At 67.9% G+C, this 21501-nt stretch carries 23 protein-coding genes; 12 read left to right on the plus strand and 11 right to left on the minus strand.

Features of this window, described 5'->3' with window-relative positions; translation table 11 throughout:
* Positions 1 to 125 precede the first annotated feature (125 nt).
* The 7 genes from ACPUER_RS10950 to ACPUER_RS10980 all read left to right on the plus strand — a co-directional run bounded on the left by ACPUER_RS10950 (position 126) and on the right by ACPUER_RS10980 (position 6239).
* Positions 126 to 407 carry a DUF333 domain-containing protein gene (locus ACPUER_RS10950; protein WP_072440740.1) on the plus strand — a complete coding sequence of 94 codons (282 nt, stop codon included), beginning with the start codon at positions 126 to 128 and terminating at the stop codon, positions 405 to 407.
* A 165-nt stretch (positions 408 to 572) separates the two neighbouring features.
* On the plus strand, positions 573 to 893 hold the full coding sequence (gene sugE / locus ACPUER_RS10955) for a quaternary ammonium compound efflux SMR transporter SugE (RefSeq protein WP_175962871.1): 321 nt from the start codon (positions 573 to 575) through the stop codon (positions 891 to 893).
* 211 nt (positions 894 to 1104) lie between these two features.
* Positions 1105 to 1722, plus strand: a complete 618-nt coding sequence (locus ACPUER_RS10960; RefSeq protein WP_425131079.1) for a DUF4126 domain-containing protein — start codon at positions 1105 to 1107, stop codon at positions 1720 to 1722.
* 50 nt (positions 1723 to 1772) lie between these two features.
* The gene (locus ACPUER_RS10965; RefSeq protein ID WP_425131080.1) at positions 1773 to 4334 is read left to right on the plus strand and encodes an ABC transporter permease; all 2562 of its coding nucleotides are present in this window, start codon (positions 1773 to 1775) and stop codon (positions 4332 to 4334) included.
* Positions 4335 to 4377: 43 nt separating this feature from the next.
* Positions 4378 to 4788: a group II truncated hemoglobin gene (locus ACPUER_RS10970; protein ID WP_425131081.1), complete on the plus strand. Its 411-nt coding sequence runs from the start codon at positions 4378 to 4380 to the stop codon at positions 4786 to 4788.
* 105 nt (positions 4789 to 4893) lie between these two features.
* Positions 4894 to 5625, plus strand: coding sequence for an alanyl-tRNA editing protein (locus tag ACPUER_RS10975; RefSeq protein WP_175962873.1), 732 nt, complete (start codon positions 4894 to 4896; stop codon positions 5623 to 5625).
* Positions 5622 to 6239, plus strand: coding sequence for a DUF924 family protein (locus tag ACPUER_RS10980; protein ID WP_425131082.1), 618 nt, complete (start codon positions 5622 to 5624; stop codon positions 6237 to 6239). The genes ACPUER_RS10975 and ACPUER_RS10980 overlap by 4 nt, the downstream gene beginning before the upstream one ends.
* A gap of 164 nt (positions 6240 to 6403) precedes the next feature.
* Here ACPUER_RS10980 and ACPUER_RS10985 read toward each other — a convergent pair whose 3' ends face one another.
* The 11 genes from ACPUER_RS10985 to ACPUER_RS11035 form a co-directional block, all read right to left on the minus strand.
* On the minus strand, positions 6404 to 8296 hold the full coding sequence (locus ACPUER_RS10985; protein WP_425131083.1) for an ArnT family glycosyltransferase: 1893 nt from the start codon (positions 8294 to 8296) through the stop codon (positions 6404 to 6406).
* A gap of 228 nt (positions 8297 to 8524) precedes the next feature.
* Positions 8525 to 9286 carry an SDR family oxidoreductase gene (locus ACPUER_RS10990; protein ID WP_175962876.1) on the minus strand — a complete coding sequence of 254 codons (762 nt, stop codon included), beginning with the start codon at positions 9284 to 9286 and terminating at the stop codon, positions 8525 to 8527.
* A gap of 22 nt (positions 9287 to 9308) precedes the next feature.
* On the minus strand, positions 9309 to 9890 hold the full coding sequence (locus ACPUER_RS10995) for a TIGR00730 family Rossman fold protein (protein ID WP_175962877.1): 582 nt from the start codon (positions 9888 to 9890) through the stop codon (positions 9309 to 9311).
* Positions 9887 to 10645, minus strand: coding sequence for a TetR/AcrR family transcriptional regulator (locus ACPUER_RS11000; RefSeq protein ID WP_072440730.1), 759 nt, complete (start codon positions 10643 to 10645; stop codon positions 9887 to 9889). Before ACPUER_RS11000 ends, ACPUER_RS10995 begins: the two co-directional genes overlap by 4 nt.
* Before the next feature lie 206 nt (positions 10646 to 10851).
* Positions 10852 to 11388: a diacylglycerol kinase gene (locus tag ACPUER_RS11005; RefSeq protein WP_034184867.1), complete on the minus strand. Its 537-nt coding sequence runs from the start codon at positions 11386 to 11388 to the stop codon at positions 10852 to 10854.
* Positions 11385 to 12419 carry a glycosyltransferase family 1 protein gene (locus ACPUER_RS11010; protein ID WP_310138616.1) on the minus strand — a complete coding sequence of 345 codons (1035 nt, stop codon included), beginning with the start codon at positions 12417 to 12419 and terminating at the stop codon, positions 11385 to 11387. The genes ACPUER_RS11005 and ACPUER_RS11010 overlap by 4 nt, the downstream gene beginning before the upstream one ends.
* A 29-nt stretch (positions 12420 to 12448) precedes the next feature.
* Positions 12449 to 13387 carry a UDP-2,3-diacylglucosamine diphosphatase gene (locus ACPUER_RS11015; protein WP_175962879.1) on the minus strand — a complete coding sequence of 313 codons (939 nt, stop codon included), beginning with the start codon at positions 13385 to 13387 and terminating at the stop codon, positions 12449 to 12451.
* Between the two features lie 224 nt (positions 13388 to 13611).
* The gene (locus tag ACPUER_RS11020; RefSeq protein ID WP_204423945.1) at positions 13612 to 14118 is read right to left on the minus strand and encodes an RDD family protein; all 507 of its coding nucleotides are present in this window, start codon (positions 14116 to 14118) and stop codon (positions 13612 to 13614) included.
* Between the two features lie 6 nt (positions 14119 to 14124).
* Positions 14125 to 14886 (minus strand): DUF3106 domain-containing protein, encoded by a 762-nt coding sequence (locus ACPUER_RS11025; protein WP_425131084.1) that lies wholly within the window; start codon positions 14884 to 14886, stop codon positions 14125 to 14127.
* Positions 14887 to 14913: 27 nt separating this feature from the next.
* Positions 14914 to 15354 carry a DUF3619 family protein gene (locus ACPUER_RS11030; RefSeq protein ID WP_425131085.1) on the minus strand — a complete coding sequence of 147 codons (441 nt, stop codon included), beginning with the start codon at positions 15352 to 15354 and terminating at the stop codon, positions 14914 to 14916.
* Positions 15351 to 15914: an RNA polymerase sigma factor gene (locus ACPUER_RS11035; RefSeq protein WP_175962883.1), complete on the minus strand. Its 564-nt coding sequence runs from the start codon at positions 15912 to 15914 to the stop codon at positions 15351 to 15353. The genes ACPUER_RS11030 and ACPUER_RS11035 overlap by 4 nt, the downstream gene beginning before the upstream one ends.
* 355 nt (positions 15915 to 16269) lie before the next feature.
* Between ACPUER_RS11035 and ACPUER_RS11040 the strand changes: the two genes are divergently transcribed.
* The 5 genes from ACPUER_RS11040 to pssA all read left to right on the plus strand — a co-directional run bounded on the left by ACPUER_RS11040 (position 16270) and on the right by pssA (position 21418).
* Positions 16270 to 18033, plus strand: a complete 1764-nt coding sequence (locus tag ACPUER_RS11040) for an acetolactate synthase 3 catalytic subunit (protein WP_175962884.1) — start codon at positions 16270 to 16272, stop codon at positions 18031 to 18033.
* A gap of 111 nt (positions 18034 to 18144) precedes the next feature.
* A complete protein-coding gene (gene ilvN, locus ACPUER_RS11045; protein ID WP_006750445.1) occupies positions 18145 to 18636 on the plus strand; it encodes an acetolactate synthase small subunit in 492 nt (163 codons plus the stop codon).
* A gap of 105 nt (positions 18637 to 18741) precedes the next feature.
* Positions 18742 to 19758: a ketol-acid reductoisomerase gene (gene ilvC / locus ACPUER_RS11050; protein WP_047898620.1), complete on the plus strand. Its 1017-nt coding sequence runs from the start codon at positions 18742 to 18744 to the stop codon at positions 19756 to 19758.
* A 127-nt stretch (positions 19759 to 19885) separates the two neighbouring features.
* Complete coding sequence (locus ACPUER_RS11055) at positions 19886 to 20530, plus strand: phosphatidylserine decarboxylase (RefSeq protein WP_034184876.1); 645 nt, start codon at positions 19886 to 19888, stop codon at positions 20528 to 20530.
* Positions 20531 to 20545: 15 nt separating this feature from the next.
* Positions 20546 to 21418, plus strand: a complete 873-nt coding sequence (gene pssA, locus ACPUER_RS11060) for a CDP-diacylglycerol--serine O-phosphatidyltransferase (RefSeq protein ID WP_072440710.1) — start codon at positions 20546 to 20548, stop codon at positions 21416 to 21418.
* The last annotated feature ends 83 nt before the right edge of the window (positions 21419 to 21501 follow it).

Below are 21501 nucleotides of genomic sequence, written 5' to 3' on the forward strand. Positions count from 1 at the left end.
CGTGACGCCGCGCGCCGGCAGGGTTGCGTCGGCGCGACAGTCGCGCAGCCGGCGCCGGCCTTGCACACCGGCCGCGGATTCCCCGTTATGCTGACCGTTCCGCGAACAAAAACGAGGAGCGTGCAATGTCCGTCCGTCTGGCCGTCATCTGTGCGCTGGCGCTGACTGCGCCCGGCGCGTTCGCCCAACCGCTGCCGCCGGGGCAACAGCCGCCCGCGCAGGCAGCGCTCGCCAATCCCGCGTCGGTCAACTGCGAGAAGCTCGGCGGTCGCCACGTGATCCGCAGCCTGCCGAGCGGACAGGTCGGGATGTGCATGTTCAAGGATGGCCGCGTGTGCGAGGAGTGGGCGCTGTACCGCGACGACCGCTGCGTCGGCGGCGTCGCGCCGAAGCGTGTGTCGAATTGATGCCGAGCTGACCGGGCCCGGCCGATCCTGCCCCGGATCGGCCGCCGGCCGTGCGCCGCGTCCGGCGTGTCCGTAAGCCTCTTGTTATACTCGGCGCCGCCCGGGGACGACCCCGGGTCATTCGCTTCAACGGGGACGGCCCCATCCGATACGGAGTACGTCGCGATGGCGTGGGTATGGTTGTTGATTGCCGGTTTGCTGGAAGTGGCCTGGGCGGCCGGCATGAAATCGTCGGACGGCTTCACGAAGCTCGGCCCGTCGGTGTTTACGATCGTGACGGCGCTGGCCAGCTTCGGGCTGCTCGCGGCCGCGATGCGCCAGTTGCCGCTCGGCACCGCGTACGCGGTGTGGACGGGCATCGGCGCGGTCGGCGCGTTCGTGTTCGGCATCGTGATGATGGGCGAGGCGCTGACCGTCGCGCGCGTCGCGAGCGCTGCGCTGATCGTCGCCGGGCTGATCGGCCTCAAGCTGTCGTCGGCCGCCTGACGACGGAGTCCCGGACGCGCTGCGCCCGGGCACTGCACCGCGGAATTGCGCCGGCTGCCCGGTTAGCCTGTCTATAATGGAACGCATTCGGGCCTGAATGTCGTTGTGCCGTTCGCGGCCTGCGGCGCCGGTCGCCACGCGCCGCGCGGCCGGTCTGACCGACCCGATCCGATCGATCGGCAAAGCGCACGGAAAGTGCAAGGAGAGGGCCATGATCGAAGCCATTTCGCTCGGCGCGGGGCTCGCGTGGGCGAGCGGGCTGCGCCTGTACCTGACGGTGCTGATTGCCGGCGTGCTGGCGCGGGTCGGCTGGCTCCATCTGCCCGACACGCTGGCCGTCCTGATGTCGCCGTGGGTCATCGGCGCCGCCGCCGTGCTCACCGTCACCGAATTCCTTGCCGACAAGATCCCCGCGTTCGACTCGCTGTGGGATGCCGTGCATACCTTCATCCGCATCCCGGCCGGCGCCGTGCTCGCAGCCGGCGCGCTCGGCCATGCCGATCCGACCGTGCTCGCGGTCGCGGGCCTTGTAGGCGGTTCGCTCGCCGGCGCCGCGCACGTGGCGAAGGCCGGTACGCGCGCGCTGATCAACCTGTCTCCCGAACCGATTTCGAACTGGGTTGCGTCGTCGACCGAGGACGGCCTCGTGGTCGGCGGGCTCGCGCTCGCCTTCTTCGTCCCGCTCGCGTTCCTCGTGCTGCTCGCGGCCTTCGTCGCCGCTTCGGCCTGGGCGCTGCCGCGCCTGTGGCGCGGCGTGTCGGGCGGTTTTCGCGGGATGGCGAACCACATGGTGTCGCGGCTCAACTCGATCGGGGGTAAGCGCGATTGAAGGGGCCGCAACACGCGGCGCAGCCGCCGGCCGGGCAACCCGGCCATGACATGCCCGCGCATGCCGGCCGCTTCGGCCTGCGCGACCTGATCCGCCAGGCCGCACGGATGACCGCGCGCGACTGGCGCGCGGGCGAGTTGACGCTGCTCGTACTCGCACTGGTGCTCGCGGTCGCGGCACCGACGAGCGTCGGCTTTCTCGCCGACCGGCTGCGCCAGGGGCTCGAGCGCGACGCGCGCCAGATGCTCGGCGCCGATTTCGTCGTGCGCGCCGACCGTCCCGTCGATCTGTCGTTCGACCGTCAGGCCCGCGCGCTCGGCCTGCGTACCGCGACGACCGCGATTTTCCCGAGCATGATCGCGTCCGCCGCGGGCGGGCAGACGGCCGACGCAGCGCCCGCGCGCCTCGCGGCCGTGAAGGCCGTGTCGCCCGGATATCCGCTGCGCGGCGCCGTCGAGATCCTGCCGGCCGGCGCCGCCGCCGCGCACAAGGCGACCGCGATTCCCGCGCCCGGCACCGTGTGGGCCGACCCCGCGCTGCTCGACGCGCTGCACCTGAAGGCGGGCGATACGGTGCGTGTCGGGCTGCGCACGTTCACGGTCGCCGCATCGATCTCCCGCGAACTCGATCGCGGCTTTTCGTTCGTCAATTTTTCGCCGCGGCTGATGATGCGCGCGGACGAACTCGCCGCGACGGGGCTCACGGGCTACGGCAGCCGCGTCACGTACCGGCTGCTGGTTGCCGGCGATGCGCAGGCCGTCGCGCGCTTCGAAACCTATGCGCACGAGCGCGTCGACGGCGGGAAGCTGCGCGGCGTCGGGCTCGAGTCGCTGCAGGAAGGCCAGCCGCAGGTGCGGCAGACGCTGGATCGCGCGCGCCATTTCCTGACGCTCGTCGCGCTGCTGACCGCGCTGCTCGCGGCGGTCGCGATCGCGATGGCCGCGCAGCGCTACATGCGGCGCCATCTCGACGGCTGCGCGACGATGCGCTGCCTCGGCGTGAGCCGCCGCACGCTCGGCGCACTGTTCGCGCTCGAATTCGTCGGCATCGGGATCGTGTCGGGCGCCGCGGGCGCGGTGCTCGGCTACGGCGGCCACTGGGCGTTGCTGGCCGCGCTCGGCGGCCTGATCGAAGTCGTGCTGCCGCCGCCCACGCTGTGGCCGGCGCTCATCGGCGTGGGTGCCGCGCTCGTGCTGCTGCTCGGCTTCGCGCTGCCGCCGCTCGTGCCGCTCACGCGCGTGCCGCCGGTGCGCGTGCTGCGCCGCGAATGGGGCGATGCGTCGCGCACCGCGTGGGTCGCGTATGCGGTCGGCGTCGTGCTGTTCGCAGGGCTGCTGATCGCGGCCGCCGGCGACCTGAAGCTCGGCCTGATCGTCGCGGGCGGCTTCGCCGGCGCGCTGGTCGGTTTCGCGCTGTTCGCGCGGCTCGTGCTGTTCGCCGCCGCGCGCGCGGTGCGCAACGCGCGCGTGGCCGCGGGCGTCGGCTGGCGCTATGCGCTCGCGTCGCTGCACCGGCGCGGCACGGCCAGCGCGCTGCAGATCACCGCGCTCGCGCTCGGCCTGATGTGCCTGCTGCTGATCGCGATCACGCGCAACGACCTCGTCGCGGGCTGGCGGCAATCGACGCCGCCCGATGCGCCGAACCAGTTCCTGATCGACATCCAGCCCGACCAGCGCGACGATGTCGCGGCCTATCTGGCCGCGCACGGCGTGCGCGACGCGGTGCCCGCGCCGATGGTGCGCGGCCGCCTTGTCGCGATCAACGGCAAGCCGGTGAATCCGGACGCCTATCCGTCCGACGAGGCGCGCCGGCTCGTCGATCGCGAGTTCAACCTGTCGTATACGACCGAGCTGCCGTCCGACAACCGGATCGTCGCAGGCGACTGGTTCGGCACCGCGGCCGCGCCGCAGATCTCGATCGAGGCCGGCCTCGCGAAGATGCTGAACGTGAAGCCGGGCGACACGCTGCGCTTCGACGTGACGGGGCTGACGGTCGACGCGCCGATCACGAGCGTGCGCAAGCTCGACTGGGGCACGTTTCGCGTCAACTTCTTCGTGCTGATGCCGCCGCAGGTGTTGAAGGATTTCCCGGCCGTCTACATCACGAGCTTCCATCTGCCTGCATCCGACGCCGCGTTGCTCGATCCGCTGATCGCGCGCTACCCGAACCTGACCGCGATCGACGTCGCGCCGATCCTCGCGCAACTGCAGCGGATGATGCTGCAGGTGGTCGGCGCGGTGCAGTTCCTGTTCGCGTTCACGCTGGCGGCCGGCGTGCTCGTGCTGTACACGGCGCTCGCCGGCTCGCGCGACGAGCGGGTGCGCGAAGCCGCGCTGCTGCGCGCGCTCGGCGCGTCGCGCGCGCAGGTCAATGCGGTGCAGCGCGCGGAATTCGTCGTGGTCGGCGCGCTGGCCGGCGCGCTGGCGTCGGCGGGCGCGATCGCGGTCGGCTGGGTGCTCGCGTCGCGCGTGTTCGATTTCCGGCTCGCCGTCGATCCGTGGCTCGTGCCGGCCGGCATCGCGGCCGGCGTCGCGTGCGCCGGTGCGGCCGGCTGGCTGAGCCTGCATAATGTGTTGCGGCGCCCCGCGCTGCAGTCGCTGCGCGACGCATGAGTGTCGCCGGCGGCCCCGAAGATCCCGTTTTCCGACTATCCGTATGACCGATGTGAATGACGATGCGCCGTCGCAGCCGACGGCGTTCGAGCTCGTGGGCGGCGAAGCCCGCGTGCGCGAAATGGTGGACCGCTTCTACGACCTGATGGACCTCGAGCCCGAGTTCGCGCAGATTCGCGCGCTGCACCCGGCATCGCTCGACGGTTCGCGCGACAAGCTGTTCTGGTTCCTGTGCGGCTGGCTCGGCGGGCCCGGCCACTACATCGACCGGTTCGGCCATCCGCGGCTGCGCGCGCGGCACCTGCCGTTCCCGATCGCGTCGGTCGAGCGCGACCAGTGGCTGCGCTGCATGGCGTGGGCGATGGAGGATGTCGGGCTGCCCGAGCCGCTGCGCGAGCGGCTCATGCATTCGTTCTACGACACGGCCGACTGGATGCGCAACCGGCCCGGTTGATCGACCGGTACGCCGCTGCCCGCGCGCGGGACGATCTGCGTCTGGGCGCGTGCGCCGCACGGCGCGACACTGGCCGTTTCCCGCAATCGATACGAGGCTCGCCCGATGACGACACAAGCGCTGTTTCGCGAAGACGCGTACCTCACGCGGTGCGACGCGATCGTTCAGGCCGTCGGCGACGACGGCATCCGGCTCGACCGCACCGTGTTTTATCCGCTCGGCGGCGGCCAGGCCGGCGACACCGGCACGCTGACCCTGCCCGACGGCAGCACGATCGGGATCGCCGATACGCGCAAGGCAAAGTTCGACGGCGCGACGCCCGACGACGCCTTGCACGTGCCGGCACCGGGGCAGGAGGCGCGCGTCGCGACGCTCGTGCCCGGCACGCGCGTGGTCGCGGAGATCGACTGGCTGCGCCGCTACCGGCACATGCGCCTGCATACGGCCGCGCACCTGATGTGCGCGGTGCTGCCGTACGCGGTCGACGGCTGCAGCGTGACGGCCGACTATGTGCGGCTCGATTTCGCGACGTCCGAAGCGATCGACCGCGACGACGTCGAGCGGCGCCTCGCCGGCCTGGTCGCCGGCGCGTATCCGGTCACGACCGAATGGATCACCGACGACGAGATGGCCGAGCGGCCCGAACTCGTGCGCACGATGAGCGTGAAGCCGCCGATGGGCCTCGGCCGCGTGCGGCTGCTGCGCATCGAGCAGGTCGACCTGCAGCCGTGCGGCGGCACGCACGTGCGCAACACGTCGGAAATCGGCGACCTGCGCGTCGCGAAACTTGAAAAGAAGAGCGCGCGAACGCGGCGCCTCGTACTGGAGTTTGCATGACGATCGACACCGGGGCGGCGGGCGCGGCGGCGCTGGATCCGCAAGCGCGCGAGATTCTGGATTTCTGGTTCGGCGAACCGGGCTCGGCCGAATTCGGGCAGGAACGCAAGATCTGGTTCAACGGCGGCGCGGCGTTCGACGACGTGCTGCGCACGCGCTACGGCGCGCTGCTCGACGCCGCGTGCGACGGCGCATGCGATCACTGGGCCGGTTCGCCGGAGGGTGCGCTTGCGTTGATCGTCGTGCTCGACCAGTTCTCGCGCAACATCCATCGCGGCACGCCGCGCGCGTTTGCCGCCGATCCGAAGGCACTCGCGCTCGCACGCCGCGTTGTCGCGGCCGGCTGGGATGCGCAACTGCCGAGCGGCCATCACCGCGTGTTCGCGTATCTGCCGTTCGAGCACGACGAGTCGATCGAGAGCCAGCGCGAGGCCGTGCGCCTGTGCGCGGGCATTCGCGGCGAGGCAGGGTGCGAGAGTTATCACCGCTTCGCGTTGCGGCATGCAGCCGTGGTCGAGCGCTTCGGCCGCTTTCCGCACCGGAACGCGATTCTCGGCCGCGAGTCGACCGATGAGGAGACGGCGTTTCTTCGCGAACCCGGTTCGTCGTTCTGATGATCCGGGCGGTCGCATGAGTGACGAGGAGGGGGCAAGCCCGGAGATTCGCGCGGTTGCGTTGGCGATCGGCGAAACTGGCCGGCGGCGCTGCTCGGGCGGCCGGTCTCAACCTTTTTGCCGGAGATGAAGTCGGGCAAGACGGCGCGCCGCGCCGTCCTGCGTCACTGCAGGTGCTGTTCGGGCGTGCGCACGTAGACGCGCAGCAGTTCTTCGTTGTCGCCCGGGCGCGCGCCCGTCCAGAACAGTTTCCATTCGCTGCCTGGCGCCGGATCGACGGCCCGCACGCCCTGGACGATCATCCACGTGCAGCGCGTCGTCTTCGCGTCGTCGATCGGCGTGTGCTGGATGCCGGAGAAGTAGTACAGCATCGGCGCTTCCGATTCGCCGAGCCCGTGCAGGCTCGCCATGCAGTCGCCGTCGTTCCATTCGAGCGCGAGATGAGCGTTCAGGTCGTCGAACACCGAGCGGTAGCTCTTCGCGACGTCGAGCCACGGCAGCAGCAGCGTATAGATGAGCCCCCACGCGACGACTGCGCCGGCGCCCCACGACAGCGCGCCGCGCCAGAGGCCCGTCGTGCGCAGCTTCGGCAGCAGCGTCAGCCAGCCGACCGTCAGCGCGAGCGCACCGACCACGAGCGCGGGCTCGATCGGCATCGTCCAGTCGAGCGGCAGCCAGCGGCCGAGCAGCGCGAGATCCGCGCGCGACGCAGCCGGATCGGCCATCACTGCCCAGATGCCCCAGGCGAGTGCGGCGGCCGTACCGAACAGCACGCGGCTGAAGTAATCCCACGCGAGATGCAGCGTGCGCGGAATGCGTTCGATCGCCTGCGCGGCGACCAGCGCGAGCGGCGCGAAGAACGGCAGGATGTAGAGCTGGCGCGACGTTGCGGACACCTGCAGCACCACGAGCCCGACGCCGGCGAACAGCATGGGCAGCGCGATGCGCGGCGTGCGCCAGTCGCGCCACGCACCGCGCGCGAGCGCGACGATCGCGAGCGGCGCGACCGGGAAGCCGACGAGCAGGAACGCACGCAGGATGAAGAAGGGCTTGTCGTTTTCCGCGCCGAGTTCGGGGACGGAGAAGCCGAAGAAGCGGCCGACGTTGTTGTCCCAGAACCACGTCATGAACAGCGTCTCGGAACGCAGGAACAGCGCGGTCGGCCAGATCAGCGCGAACGGCGCGAACACGAGCGCGGCGACGCCGAGTGCGCGCGCGAACGAGCGGGTGCGGCAGGCCGGGTACAGCACCAGCGCGCCGACGAGCGTGGCCGCGAACACGAGCGGCACGAACAGCCCCTTCGCCATCAGCGCGATGCCGACGCCCGCGCCGAAGACCGGCGCGGCCCAGCGGCCCGACGGCCGGACCGGCAGCCCGTGCCGCATCTGCTGCGCGTGCGCGACGTGCCGCATCACGAGTTCGAGCAGCCCGCAGAAGCCCATTGCCGTGCCGGCGAACAGCGCGACGTCCGTCATCATGTCGTGCATGTGCTTGATGACGACGAGCGTGCCCGCGCTCAGCACGACGGGACCGATCACACGCAGGTCGAACCAGCTGTCGGCGCGGTTGGCGATGCGCGCCGCGCGCGCGATGAAGCCGAACGCGAGTACGGCGAACAGCGCGCTCGCGAGCCGTGCCGCGTCGTGCAGCGGCATCACGCGCTGCAGCAGCCACGCGAGGCTGGTCGCGACCCACGCGTAAAGCGGCGGTTTTTCCATGAACGGCAGGCCGGCATTGGTCGGCACGACGAAATCGCCGGTCTCGAGCATGTGCTGGATGATGCCGAACGTGTAGGTTTCGTCCTGTTTCCACGGATCGTGGCCGAGCACGCCGGGCAGCACATACGCGCAGACCAGCGCGGCGGCGAGCAGCCACGCGCGCCAGCCGAGCAGGAGCGAGCGGTCGCGCGTGGTGCTGGTCGCGGCGGTCACGGCCATGACGGGCGTGCCGGCGGCTTCAAGCGTCGCGGTGAGGTCGGCGTCGGCGGTTGAACGGGTGTGCGGGGCCGGAGCGGGCACAGACGTGCGTCGCCGGCCGGGCGCTGCGGTTCCAGGCATGGAAAAGATCTCGGGTCGAGTCGAGCCGGTTCGGCGACATGGGCCGGACCGATAAGGGCCGCATCATGGCGGCAAGAAACAGGCGTTTACGGCGCCTGTCTGGCTGGCCGCTAGTAAATCACGGAACTGTTACGAATGTTTACTGAAACCGTCACGAAATTGTGGAGATTTGTGGCGCCGTGACGACGGGTCGCTTCGGGTGACGGTTTTGATGTGCCGCGCGTGCGGTTACCGGCCGCCGCCGACGTCGAGCAGGGCGCCCGTCGTGTAGGACGCCGCGTCGCCGAGCAGCCAGACGATCGCTTCGGCGATTTCGTGCGCTTCGCCCGCGCGGCCGAGCGGCGTCTGCGCGCCGAGGCGGGCAGCACGGCCCGGCTGACCGCCGCTCGCGTGGATTTCGGTCTCGATCAGGCCGGGGCGCACCGCGTTGACGCGCACGCCGTGCGGGCCGAGTTCCTTTGCAAGACCGATCGTCAGCGAATCGACCGCGCCTTTCGAGCCCGCGTAGTCGACGTATTCGTTCGGCGAGCCGAGCCGCGAGGCGATCGACGAGACGTTGACGATCGCGCCGCCCTGGCCGCCGCGGTCGGTGGACAGCCGGCGCGCGGCTTCGCGCGCGCACAGGTACGCGCCGAGCACGTTGGTGTCGAACATCCGCCGCAACCGGTCGGCCGGCATGTCGGCGAGCGGCATCGACGGCGCAACGATGCCCGCGTTGTTGACGAGCGCGTCGAGGCGTCCGAACGCGGCCGCGACGGTGTCGAACATCGCGACGACGTCGGCTTCGTTCGCGACGTCGCCCGCGACGACGCACGCACGGCCGCCCGCATCGCGGACGGCCTGCGCGGTGCGTTCGGCTGCCGCCGCGTCGCGCGCGTAGTTGATGCCGACGTCCCAGCCGTGTTCGGCCGCGAGCACGGCGGTCGCGCGGCCGATGCCGCGGCTCGCGCCGGTGACGAGGACGGCCTTGCGGCCGGACGGTGCGGTCATCGTGTGCGGCTCCCTGGGACGGTTACTTCGCTGCGTCGGGCGCCCACTTGTCGCGGGCGGGCGGTTGATAGCGGCGCAGCCGCTCGATCAGTTCGACCGGTTCCGAATCGACGCACAGCGCGTCGAAATAGGCCGGGCGCATGAAACCCTCGTCGACCGTATGACGCAGCAGCGCGATCAGCGGATCGTAGAACGAATCGATGTTGTAGAGCGCGACGGGCTTGCGGTGATAGCCGAGCTGCGCCCACGTATAGACCTCGAAGAGCTCCTCGAGCGTGCCGGCGCCGCCGGGCATCGCGACGAACGCGTCCGAGAGGTCGGCCATCATTTTCTTGCGGTGGTGCATGTCGGGCACGACGTGCAGTTCCGACAGCCCCGTATGGCCGACTTCCTTGTCGACGAGCAGTTCGGGAATCACGCCGACCGCACGGCCGCCGACCGCCATCACTTCGTCGGCGATCACGCCCATCAGGCCGACACGGCCGCCGCCGTACACGAGCGTCAGGCCGGCACCGACGAGCGCGCGGCCGAATGCGCGCGCGGCGTCGGCATAGACGGGCCGCACGCCGGACGACGAGCCGCAGTAAACGCAGACTGCCTTCATTGCTTGGAATCCTTGGCGGGGGCCTGCCCAACGGCGACCGGCCCGCCGGCGGGGCGCGGCGACCCGTCGCGCGGCGGCAGGTAGTCGGTGAACTGGCGCTTCGGCAGCTTGCCGGAGACCAGGTCGTCGAACAGCTGGCGCGAACGGCCGCGCAGGTACGGCGCCATCACGGAGATCACGTGCATGCTGACCTGGTGCAGTTCCTCGCGAATCGCGTCCTGGTCGTTGTACTTGCGCGGATGCATCACGTACTGATACGACAGCCAGTACGTCGAAATGACGGCCATGTTGGTGGCGATGACTTCGATCTCGGCGGGCGTCGCGACCATCTCGGCGTCGGACACGAGCAGCTCGCACATCTCGCGCGCGAAGCGCACCTTGTGGCTGATGATCTGCTTGAAGTGCGTCTCGAGCGTGCGGTTGCGGGCGAGCAGGTCGTTGAGGTCGCGATACAGGAACCGGTAGGTCCACATGAAATCGGCCATGTACTGCAGGTACGACCAGGTTTCGTCGATCGTCGGACGATGATCTTCGGGAAAGCGCAGCCGCCGTTCGATCTGCTGCTCGAACTGCGCGAAGATGCTGTTGATGATGTCGTCCTTGTTGCGGAAATGGTAGTACAGGTTGCCTGGACTGATTTCCATTTCCTCGGCGATCGTCGTGGTCGTGACGTTCGGCTCGCCGATCTCGTTGAAGAGTTTCAACGACAACTCGAGAATCCGTTCGCGGGTGCGGCGGGGAGGTTTCGCTTCCATGTCGTCCGGCCCTGTGTGTGCCGGACTGGCGGGCGCTGCAATCGATGCTGCGGGATTCGTCCGGCGCGGGTTGCTGTTCTATGTCTGGCGGACGATTATAAACCGGGGTTTCGCCACATCGGGCGCATTTCGTGATCGCGGCCCCGTGCGACGGATGGTGCAGCGCCGCACGCGGGCGATGCGCAACGCGCGCGGCGGGCCGCCGGCTAGAAGCCGAGCCAGTGCGCGACGACCGGGCCGAGCACGAAGCCCCAGGTCGTCACGCACGCGAACAGCGCGACCGTCACGGCCGCGCTGCCGAGGTCCTTCGCGCGTTTGGAAAGTTCATGGCGTTCGAGCGAGATGCGGTCGATCGCGGCCTCGACGCTCGAGTTCAGCAGTTCGACGATCAGCACCAGCAGCACCGAGGCGATCAGCAGCGCGCGCGATGCGGCCGGCACCGGCGCGAACGCGCCGATCGGGAGCATCAGCGCGGCGAGCGTGAGCTCCTGGCGAAACGCGCTCTCCTCACGGATCGCGACACGAAAGCCGTTCAGCGAATGCTTGAGCGCGTACCATGCGCGCGTGATGCCGCGGTGGCGCTTGTACGGATTCGGCGGCAGCGGCGTCAGTTGATCGTCGGGGCCGAGCGGCTCGGACGCGTGCGCATCCGTGTCGCCATGCGGCTCTTCCTCGTCGAACGGGCGATGCCGTTGCTGTGTCGCGGCGGGGGGCGGGGTCTTGTCGTTCAGGTCTCGTTTCAAACGGCGGCACCTTCGGCTGGCGAGTACGCGGTTTTCGGCAGCGGCTTCAGATGCGATGCGAACTGCTCGGACGCCGCGCGCCACGAGAAGCGTTCCGCCCACGCGCGCGCGGTCGTGCGTTCGATCTTCAGCGCTTCGAGGCAGGCTTCCTGCAGGTCCTCGTGCATCGCACCGGCGTCGCCGCCGCTGAGCACGTCGATCGGGCCCGTGACGGGATACGCGGCAACCGGCGTGCCGCACGCGAGCGCCTCGAGCAGCACGAGGCCGAACGTGTCGGTGCGACTCGGGAACACGAACACGTCGGCCGCAGCATACACCTTCGCGAGTTCGGCCTGCGACAGCACGCCGAGATAGTTCGCCTCCGGATAGCGCGACTTCAGCTCGGCGAGCGCGGGGCCTTCGCCCGCGACCCATTTCGAGCCGGGCAGGTCGAGACGCAGGAACGCCTCGACGTTCTTTTCGATTGCGACACGGCCCACGTACAGGAAGATCGGCCGCGCGGTGTTGAGCACCTTCGACTCCATCGGGCGGAAGATGTCGAGATCGACGCCGCGGGTCCACAGCACGACGTTCGTGAAGCCGAACTTCTCGAGATCTTCCTTGACGACCGGCGTCGGCGCCATCACCGCAAGCGACGGGCCGTGGAACCAGTGCAGGAAGCGGTAGGTCGCGGCCAGCGGAATGCCGAAGCGCGCCTGCACGTATTCCGGAAAGCGCGTGTGATACGCGGTCGTGTACGGCAGCTTGCGCGAGCGCGCATAGCGTCGCGCGGCGAGGCCGAGCGGGCCTTCGGTCGCGATGTGCAGCGCGTCCGGTGCGAACGCGTCGATCCGTGCGCGCAGCTTGCGGTACGGCAGGATCGACAGGCGGATCTCGGGGTAGGTCGGGCAGGGTACCGTGCGGAACTCCAGCGGCGTCAGCAGTTCGACGCGGTGGCCGAGCGCCGCGAGTTCGCGCGACGTGCTCTTCAGCGTGCGCACGACGCCGTTGACCTGCGGTTCCCACGCGTCGGTGACGATCATGATCTTCATCGCGGCATTGTCCTGTAAGTAGGGTTGTGTCAGGCAGTGGCCTTGGCCTTGCGCGACGTGGTCTCCGACGGTGCGGTGCGCATCACCGTCCAGTAGACGATCTTCAGTTCGCCTTCCATCGTTTCGACGAGCGCGGACAGGCTTTCGACCCAGTCGCCGTCGTTGCAGTACAGCACGCCGTCGATATCGCGGATCTCCGCCTTGTGAATGTGACCGCACACGACGCCGTCGCAGCCGCGGCGGCGCGCCTCGTCGGTCATCACGGTCTCGAATTGCGAGATGAAGTTGACCGCGTTCTTGACCTGGTGCTTCAGGTACTGCGACAGCGACCAGTACTGGAAGCCGAGCCGGCTGCGGATCCGGTTGAACCAGCGGTTCAGCACGAGGATCAGCGTGTAGAGCGTGTCGCCGAGATACGCGAGCCATTTCGCGTGCTGGATCACGCCGTCGAACAGGTCGCCGTGCACGATCCACAAACGTTTGCCCGCGAGCGTCGTGTGGAACGCCTCGCCGCGCACCTGGATATCGCCGAACGCGAGGTCGCAGAACTGCCGCGCGCCTTCGTCGTGGTTGCCGGGGATGTAGACGACCTGCGTGCCCTTGCGCGCCTTGCGCAGGATCTTCTGCACGACGTCGTTGTGCGCCTGCGGCCAGTACCAGCCTTTCTTCAACTGCCAGCCGTCGATGATGTCGCCGACGAGGTACAGGTATTCCGAATCGTTGTGACGCAGGAAGTCGAGCAGGTACGGCGCCTGGCATCCGCTCGAGCCGAGGTGGATGTCGGACAGCCAGATGGTGCGGTAGCGATGCGCGGACGGGTCGGGGTCGTCGTGCCGCGTGGCGTGTACGGCAGGTGGTTCTTGCGACGCCAGGCCATCGGATGCGCCCGAGCCTGACAGGAAAGCGGTGGCGGCGCGAGCGCCGAGCGGGTGACGGAACAGGGAGGTCGCGGACGGTTTCTGGCCCATGCATGACTCGCGCCGGTTGACATTACCGGCATTCCGCCATGCGGGCGTGACTGTGCCGTGACAGTCACGAGACGTTCTTATTACGACCTATGCAGGGTGTTTAGCAGTGAATGAAAGGCGTTGTGTAATCTGCCGCACCGAACGGTCGGCGGTTGTCCGGCAGGCGCGTCGGGCGACGCGGGAAAGGCTTGGACGAACTGATTTCGTCTGGCGAATGCGGCGCGTCAGCGCGGCATGGCGACGACGCGCGTGCGCGCGATCCGGTCGTGCGGAAACTGGCGGCCGGCGTGCAGCCGGGCGGCGCCGGCCCACGCGACGATCCACGCGGCGGTGAGCGCCAGCGTGACGGGCACCGACAGGCCGAGGAGCGGATGCAGCGCGAGCGGCGGCAGGAACCACAGCCAGCCGAGCGCATAGCGCACGAGCGCATGGCCGGCGCTCAGCGGCCGGCCGCTCGACGATTCGAGCCGCAGCCGCCAGGTCTTCATCGGCAGCGTCTGGCCGCCGTGGGTCCAGAACCAGACGAAATACGCGCCGACGACGAGCGCGATCCACGCGGCGAGCAGGTTGTGATGGACGAGGCCGTTGCGCTGCTGCGTCGCGAGACTGAACGCGAGCCCCGCGAAGAACACGACGCCGAACAGCAGCACGCCTTCGTAGAGCAGCGCGGCGAGGCGCCGCCGCACCGACGGCGCGGCGGCCGGAGTCTCGGGTGCGCGGGCGTTCGCCACGGCCGCTCAGGAGCCCCTGAACAGCGAAGGCGCGTCGGCGGGCGACACCGGTGCCACCGCAGCGGGCACCGACGCGGCGCCGGCCGTCGACGACGCGGGCACCGGCGGCACGGAGGCGCTGGCCGAGGCGGGCGCCGGTGCGGGGGCTGCACCGCTTGCCGGGTGCTCGTGCGAATTGACGAGGCGGCGAACGTCACGGTCGGCGACGGTCGGCGGCGCGCTGACGACGCTCGGCCGGCGGCGGCGCTCGGCGGCCGCGAGACGTTCCTTCTGTTCCTCGGGGAGTTGCTGGTAGGCCTTCCACGCGCGCTCGCGCGCCTGCGCGGAAAGCTCCTTCGCGCTCTGGTAGTTCTCGCGCGCGACGCGGCGCTGCTCGGGCGTCATCCGCGCCCATTCGGACATCCGGTCCTGCAGGCGCTTTTGATCATCGGGCGTCAATTTCGCGAAACGTGACGCGATCTTCAGCCATTTGCGCTTGCGGGCGTCGCTGAAGCCGTCCCACTGGTCGGCGAACGGCGCGAGTGCCGCGTGCTGCGCCGGCGTGAGGCGCGCCCACGACAGCGGACCGGTGGCGGCCGGCAGCGGCAGTGGCAGCGGCGGGAGGTCGGCGGTCAGCCCGGTCGCGGCCGATGCGGGCGCGGCAGGGCTGGTGGCCGCGACGGTAGTCGTCGCGGGGAGCGGGTGGAATCGCGAATACGTGGCGACGTAGGAAACGGCGATCGCGATCACGCATCCGAAAAATACGGCCAGGCCGCGCTTCTGACTCACCCGTGCGATCCCCTCGTTTATTGTCTGTTAGCGAGCGTGCGAAAGATACGCGTTGAACCCGTGATCGAGATACGCGTTGAGCGGCAGGTCGTCGCTGAGCATCGCCGCGTCGATGTCGGCGAGTTCGGCGGTGCGCTGCATGTCTTCCCAGTAGGCGATGCCGATGAGCCCCGCGAGCAGCAGTGCGAGCGGCCACGCGCGCAGCAGGCGGCGCGCGAACGACGCGTACGGGCGGCCTGCCTGCGGGAGGTTCGTGGGCGCCGGGCCGTAGGCGCCGGCCGCGCCGGCGAAGGCCGGCACGAACACCGGCGCGGTCGCGGGCTCGGGCTTCTTGCGCGCGAGCGCAGCCCGGCGGGCGACGGCCAGCCGATCGGTGGTCGCGGCAGGCAGTGCGGCCGCGCGCTCGTCCAGCGCGCGGCGCACCTTCAGCGCGAATTCGTGTTCTCGGTTTGCGGGAGCGGAGCTCATAGCGTGATTCCTTTGGCCTTGAGCGCTTGCGCCAGGGTGTGGGTGGCTCGTGAGCAGTGCGTCTTGACGCTGCCTTCGGAGCACCCCATTGCGGCGGCAGTCTCGGCGACATCCATATCTTCCCAATAACGCATCAGGAACGCTTCCCGTTGACGCGCCGGAAGTTTCTGGATTTCTTCGTCGATCAGGGCCAGAACCTGCTCTCTTTCGAGGCGGTGCTCGCTGCTCTCGACGCCCGCGTTGTCGTTCGCGGATTCGAGCGTTTCGAGCGGGTCGAAGTCTTCGTCGTCGGTGTTGTTCAGCGACGAGAAGAGCGTGACCCAGGTGTTGCGGACCTTCTGCCGACGGAACCAGTCGTGGATCGCGTTCTGCAGGATCCGCTGAAAAAGCAGCGGCAGCTCCGCCGCCGGCCGGTCGCCGTATTTTTCGGCCAGCTTGATCATCGCGTCCTGCACGATGTCGAGCGACGCATCGTCGTCACGCACCGCGTACGCAGCCTGCTTGAACGCGCGCCTTTCGACGCCCGCCAGAAAGTCGGCGAGTTCCTTGTCTGATGCCATTCCGTGAAGGTATGCGCTGCGGACCGCTGCGTGGTGTAAAAGGTCGAAAAATTTCGTAAAACCCGCGGATGCTAACAAATTTTCGCTCTGGTTGGCACCGGGTTGGGCGCCGCGCGTTGCGCGCGAGCCGCGACGGTGGGGTGCCGGGCGGCGCGCATGATGCGGTGCGGGATATTTTGCTTGACGACCTAATCACGACCCGCTATCGTCAGCGATTCGCAACATGAAGTGATGGTCTCATTTGAGGCTGGCCCAAGAAGCCCGCCCTTCAAACTGGACGCGCCGCTTGAACCCGAGCCACAAGCCCGGCAGAGAGCACCCGATCAATTTTTTGCCGAAAATTCGAAAGGTCGAAATGAACATGCCCAGCGCGGAATTCTCCACGTCGGAACCCCTTTCCCCTCCCGATAGCGACTCCATCGGCGCCACCGTGCTCATGAAGGCACTGGCCGACGAGAACGTCGAATTCATCTGGGGCTACCCCGGCGGCTCGGTTCTCTATATCTACGACGAGCTTTACAAGCAGGACAAGATTCAGCACGTGCTGGTGCGCCATGAACAGGCGGCCGTGCACGCAGCCGATGCGTATGCGCGTTCTACCGGCAATGTCGGCGTCTGCCTCGTGACGTCGGGCCCGGGCGTCACCAACGCGGTGACCGGCATCGCGACGGCGTACATGGATTCGATCCCGATGGTCGTGATCAGCGGCCAGGTGCCGACTGCCGCGATCGGCCAGGATGCATTCCAGGAGTGCGACACGGTCGGCATCACGCGTCCGTGCGTGAAGCACAACTTCCTCGTGAAGGACGTGCGCGAGCTCGCGGAAACCGTCAAGAAGGCGTTCTATATCGCCCGCACCGGCCGTCCGGGCCCGGTGCTGATCGACATCCCGAAGGACATCTCGAAGACGCCGTGCCAGTACGAGCCGGTCAAGAGCGTGTCGCTGCGTTCGTACAACCCCGTCACGAAAGGCCATTCGGGCCAGATCCGCAAGGCCGTGTCGCTGCTGCTGACGGCGAAGCGTCCCTATATCTACACGGGCGGCGGCATCATCCTCGCCGACGCGTCGCGCGAACTGAACCAGTTCGCGGACCTGCTCGGCTACCCGGTCACGAACACGCTGATGGGCCTGGGCGGCTATCGCGCGTCGGACAAGAAATTCCTCGGCATGCTCGGCATGCACGGCACCTACGAAGCGAACATGGCGATGCAGCACTGCGACGTGCTGATCGCGATCGGTGCCCGCTTCGACGACCGCGTGATCGGCGACCCGGCGCACTTCGCGTCGCGTCCGCGCAAGATCATCCACATCGACATCGACCCGTCGTCGATCTCGAAGCGCGTGAAGGTCGACATCCCGATCGTCGGCGACGTGAAGGAAGTGCTGAAGGAGCTGATCGAGCAACTGCAGACGGCCGAGCATGGCCCCGACACCGAGGCGCTCGCGCAATGGTGGAAGGACATCGAGGGCTGGCGCGCGAAGGACTGCCTGAAGTTCGACCGCGAAAGCGAGATCATCAAGCCGCAGTACGTGGTCGAGAAGGCGTGGGAGCTGACGGACGGCAATGCGTTCGTGTGCTCGGACGTCGGCCAGCACCAGATGTGGGCCGCGCAGTTCTACCGCTTCAACAAGCCGCGTCGCTGGATCAACTCCGGCGGCCTCGGCACGATGGGCTTCGGCCTGCCGGCAGCGATGGGCGTCAAGATGGCGCACCCGGACGACGACGTGTTGTGCATCACGGGCGAAGGCTCGATCCAGATGTGCATCCAGGAACTGTCGACCTGCCTGCAGTACGACACGCCCGTGAAGATCATTTCGCTGAACAACCGCTACCTCGGCATGGTTCGCCAGTGGCAGCAGATCGAATACAGCAAGCGCTATTCGCATTCGTACATGGATGCGCTGCCCGATTTCGTGAAGCTCGCCGAAGCGTACGGCCATGTCGGCATGCGGATCGAAAAGACCTCGGATGTGGAGCCGGCGCTGAAGGAAGCGCTGCGCCTGAAGGATCGCACCGTGTTTCTCGACTTCCAGACCGATCCGACCGAAAACGTCTGGCCGATGGTACAGGCCGGCAAGGGCATCACCGAGATGCTGCTCGGATCGGAAGATCTGTAACGGCGCGACGCGCGCTTGAGCCCGATGCGGCCGCCTTCACGAAGGGCGGTGCGGCACGCGGCGGCGCGCGGCGCGAGTGAATCGACACGGCACATTCTGGAAGAAGCGAACATGAGACACATCATTTCCGTCCTGCTGGAGAACGAACCGGGCGCGCTGTCGCGCGTGGTCGGTCTGTTTTCCGCACGCGGCTACAACATCGAAACCTTGACGGTGGCGCCGACCGAAGACCAATCGCTGTCGCGGCTCACCATCGTTTCCATTGGCTCCGACGACGTGATCGAACAGATCACGAAGCATCTGAACCGCCTGATCGAGGTGGTGAAAGTGGTGGACCTGACCGACGGTGCACACATCGAACGCGAGCTGATGCTGATCAAGGTACGTGCAGTGGGCAAGGAGCGCGAAGAAATGAAGCGGATGTCGGACATTTTCCGCGGCCGCATCATCGACGTGACCGAAAAGACCTACACGATCGAATTGACGGGCGCGAGCGACAAGCTCGACGCATTCATCCAGGGGCTGGACGCGAGCGCGATCCTCGAGACCGTGCGCACCGGCAGCTCCGGCATCGGACGCGGCGAGCGCATCCTGAAGGTTTGATGCCGAAAATGCCGAAGAGGCACGCCGGGTGCGCCGTCATGTCCCGGCCCGCAGTACTCCATCCGAACGAATTGTTGAATTTTTGAATTAGCGAAGGAACCCATCATGAACGTTTTCTACGACAAAGACGCCGACCTCTCCCTCATCAAGGGCAAGCAAGTCACGATCATCGGCTACGGCTCGCAAGGCCATGCACACGCGCTGAACCTGAAGGAAAGCGGCGTGAACGTGACGGTCGGCCTGCGCAAGGGCGGCGCGTCGTGGAGCAAGGCCGAGAACGCCGGCCTGTCGGTCAAGGAAGTCGCGGAAGCGGTGAAGGGCGCGGACGTCGTCATGATGCTGCTGCCGGACGAGCAGATCGCCGACGTGTACGCGAAGGAAGTGCACGCGAACATCAAGCAGGGCGCGGCGCTCGCGTTCGCACACGGCTTCAACGTCCACTACGGCCAGGTGATCCCGCGCGCCGACCTCGACGTGATCATGATCGCGCCGAAGGCACCGGGCCACACCGTGCGCGGCACGTACTCGCAAGGTGGCGGCGTGCCGCACCTGATCGCGGTTGCGCAGAACAAGTCGGGCGCGGCACGCGACATCGCGCTGTCGTACGCGGCAGCGAACGGCGGCGGCCGTGCAGGCATCATCGAGACGAACTTCCGTGAAGAGACCGAAACCGATCTGTTCGGCGAGCAGGCCGTGCTGTGCGGCGGTACCGTCGAACTGATCAAGGCAGGCTTCGAGACGCTGGTCGAAGCAGGCTACGCGCCGGAAATGGCGTACTTCGAGTGCCTGCACGAACTGAAGCTGATCGTCGACCTGATCTACGAAGGCGGCATCGCGAACATGAACTACTCGATCTCGAACAACGCCGAGTACGGCGAGTACGTGACGGGCCCGCGCGTCGTCACGGAAGAGACGAAGAAGGCGATGAAGCAGTGCCTGACCGACATCCAGACGGGCGAGTACGCGAAGAGCTTCATTCTCGAGAACAAGGCAGGCGCTCCGACGCTGCAATCGCGCCGCCGCCTGACGGCCGAGCACCAGATCGAGCAGGTCGGCGCGAAGCTGCGCGCGATGATGCCGTGGATCGCGAAGAACAAGCTCGTCGACCAGACGAAGAACTAAGCACCGCGTGCTGTTCCGGCCCTTCGAGTGGAGGGTCGGCATCAAAAAGCCGTCCGAAGGCAGCAGTGCCCCGGGCGGCTTTTGTTATGCTACGGGCTTTGCAATTCACCGAACACAGAACGAATCCATGAACTATCCTCATCCGATCATCGCGCGCGAAGGCTGGCCGTTCATCGCGATTGCTGCCGTCATCGCGCTGTTGATCCACGCCGTCGGGGGCTTCGGCTTCGCGTGGCCGTTCTGGCTGCTGCTCGCCTTCGTCGTCCAGTTCTTCCGCGATCCGCAGCGTCCGATCCCGGCGCAGCCGAACGCGGTGCTGTGCCCGGCGGACGGCCGCATCGTCGCGGTCGAGACCTCGCAGGATCCGTACGCGAACCGCGAAGCGCTGAAGATCAGCGTGTTCATGAATGTCTTCAACGTCCATTCGCAGCGTTCGCCGGTCGATGGCGCGATCACGAAGGTCGAGTATTTCCCGGGTGCGTTCCTGAACGCGGCGATCGACAAGGCGTCGACCGAGAACGAGCGTAACGCGGTCGTGATCCAGACGGCGAGCGGCAAGACCGTCACCGCCGTGCAGATCGCGGGTCTCGTCGCCCGCCGGATTCTCTGCTACGTGCGCGCCGGCGAACCGCTGTCGCGCGGCCAGCGCTACGGTTTCATCCGCTTCGGTTCGCGCGTCGACGTGTACCTGCCGATCGGCAGCCGCGCGAAGGTGTCGATCGGCGAGAAGGTCTACGCGTCGTCGACGATCCTCGCCGAGCTCGAACAGTAAGCGGCGGGGCGCACGATGGCCGCATTCAAACCGCGCCGGCCGCGCAACGGCACCAGCCAGACGCCACGCCCGTTCCGCCGCAACAAGGGGATGGCGCCCGATCCGGTGCCCATCGAGAGCCGCCGCGCTTCGCGCCAGCGGTTCCTGAAGACGCGCGGCATCTACCTGCTGCCGAATGCGTTCACGACCGCCGCGCTGTTCTGCGGTTTCTTCGCGGTCGTGCAGGCGATGAACGTGCGTTTCGAGATCGCCGCGATCGCGATTTTCGTCGCGATGGTGCTCGACGGGATGGACGGGCGCGTCGCGCGCATGACGCATACGCAGAGCGCGTTCGGCGAGCAGTTCGACAGCCTGTCGGACATGGTGTCGTTCGGCGTCGCGCCCGCGCTCGTGATGTACGAGTGGGTGCTGAAGGATCTCGGTCGTTGGGGCTGGCTCGCCGCGTTCGTCTACTGTTCGGGCGCCGCGTTGCGCCTCGCCCGCTTCAATACGAACATCGGCGTCGTCGACAAACGCTTCTTCCAGGGGCTGCCGAGCCCGGCCGCCGCCGCGCTGATCGCGGGCTTCGTATGGCTCGCGACCGACAACCGCGTGCCGATGAAGCTCGGCTGGCTGCCGTGGGTCGCGTTCGTGCTGACGATCTATGCGGGCGTGACGATGGTGTCGAACGCGCCGTTCTACAGCGGCAAGGCGCTTGACGTGCGGCACCGCGTGCCGTTCGCGGCGATCCTGCTCGTCGTCGTCGCGTTCGTGCTCGTGTCGTCCGACCCGCCGCTGATGCTGTTCTGCCTGTTCGTGCTGTACGGGTTGTCCGGCTACGTGTTCTGGGCCTACATGGCGATCCGCGGGCGCGCGAATCCGGCGCGCTCGTCGCAGCGCGATCATTGACCCGACGCGCGATCTGCCCGGAAACGGCGGCCTCGGGGCCGCCGTTTTCATTTGCCCCTTTTTCGAGCGGGGCCGCCGGACTG

The sequence above is a fragment of the Burkholderia sp. DN3021 genome, assembly GCF_049805555.1.
Lineage (GTDB): Bacteria > Pseudomonadota > Gammaproteobacteria > Burkholderiales > Burkholderiaceae > Burkholderia > Burkholderia pyrrocinia_C.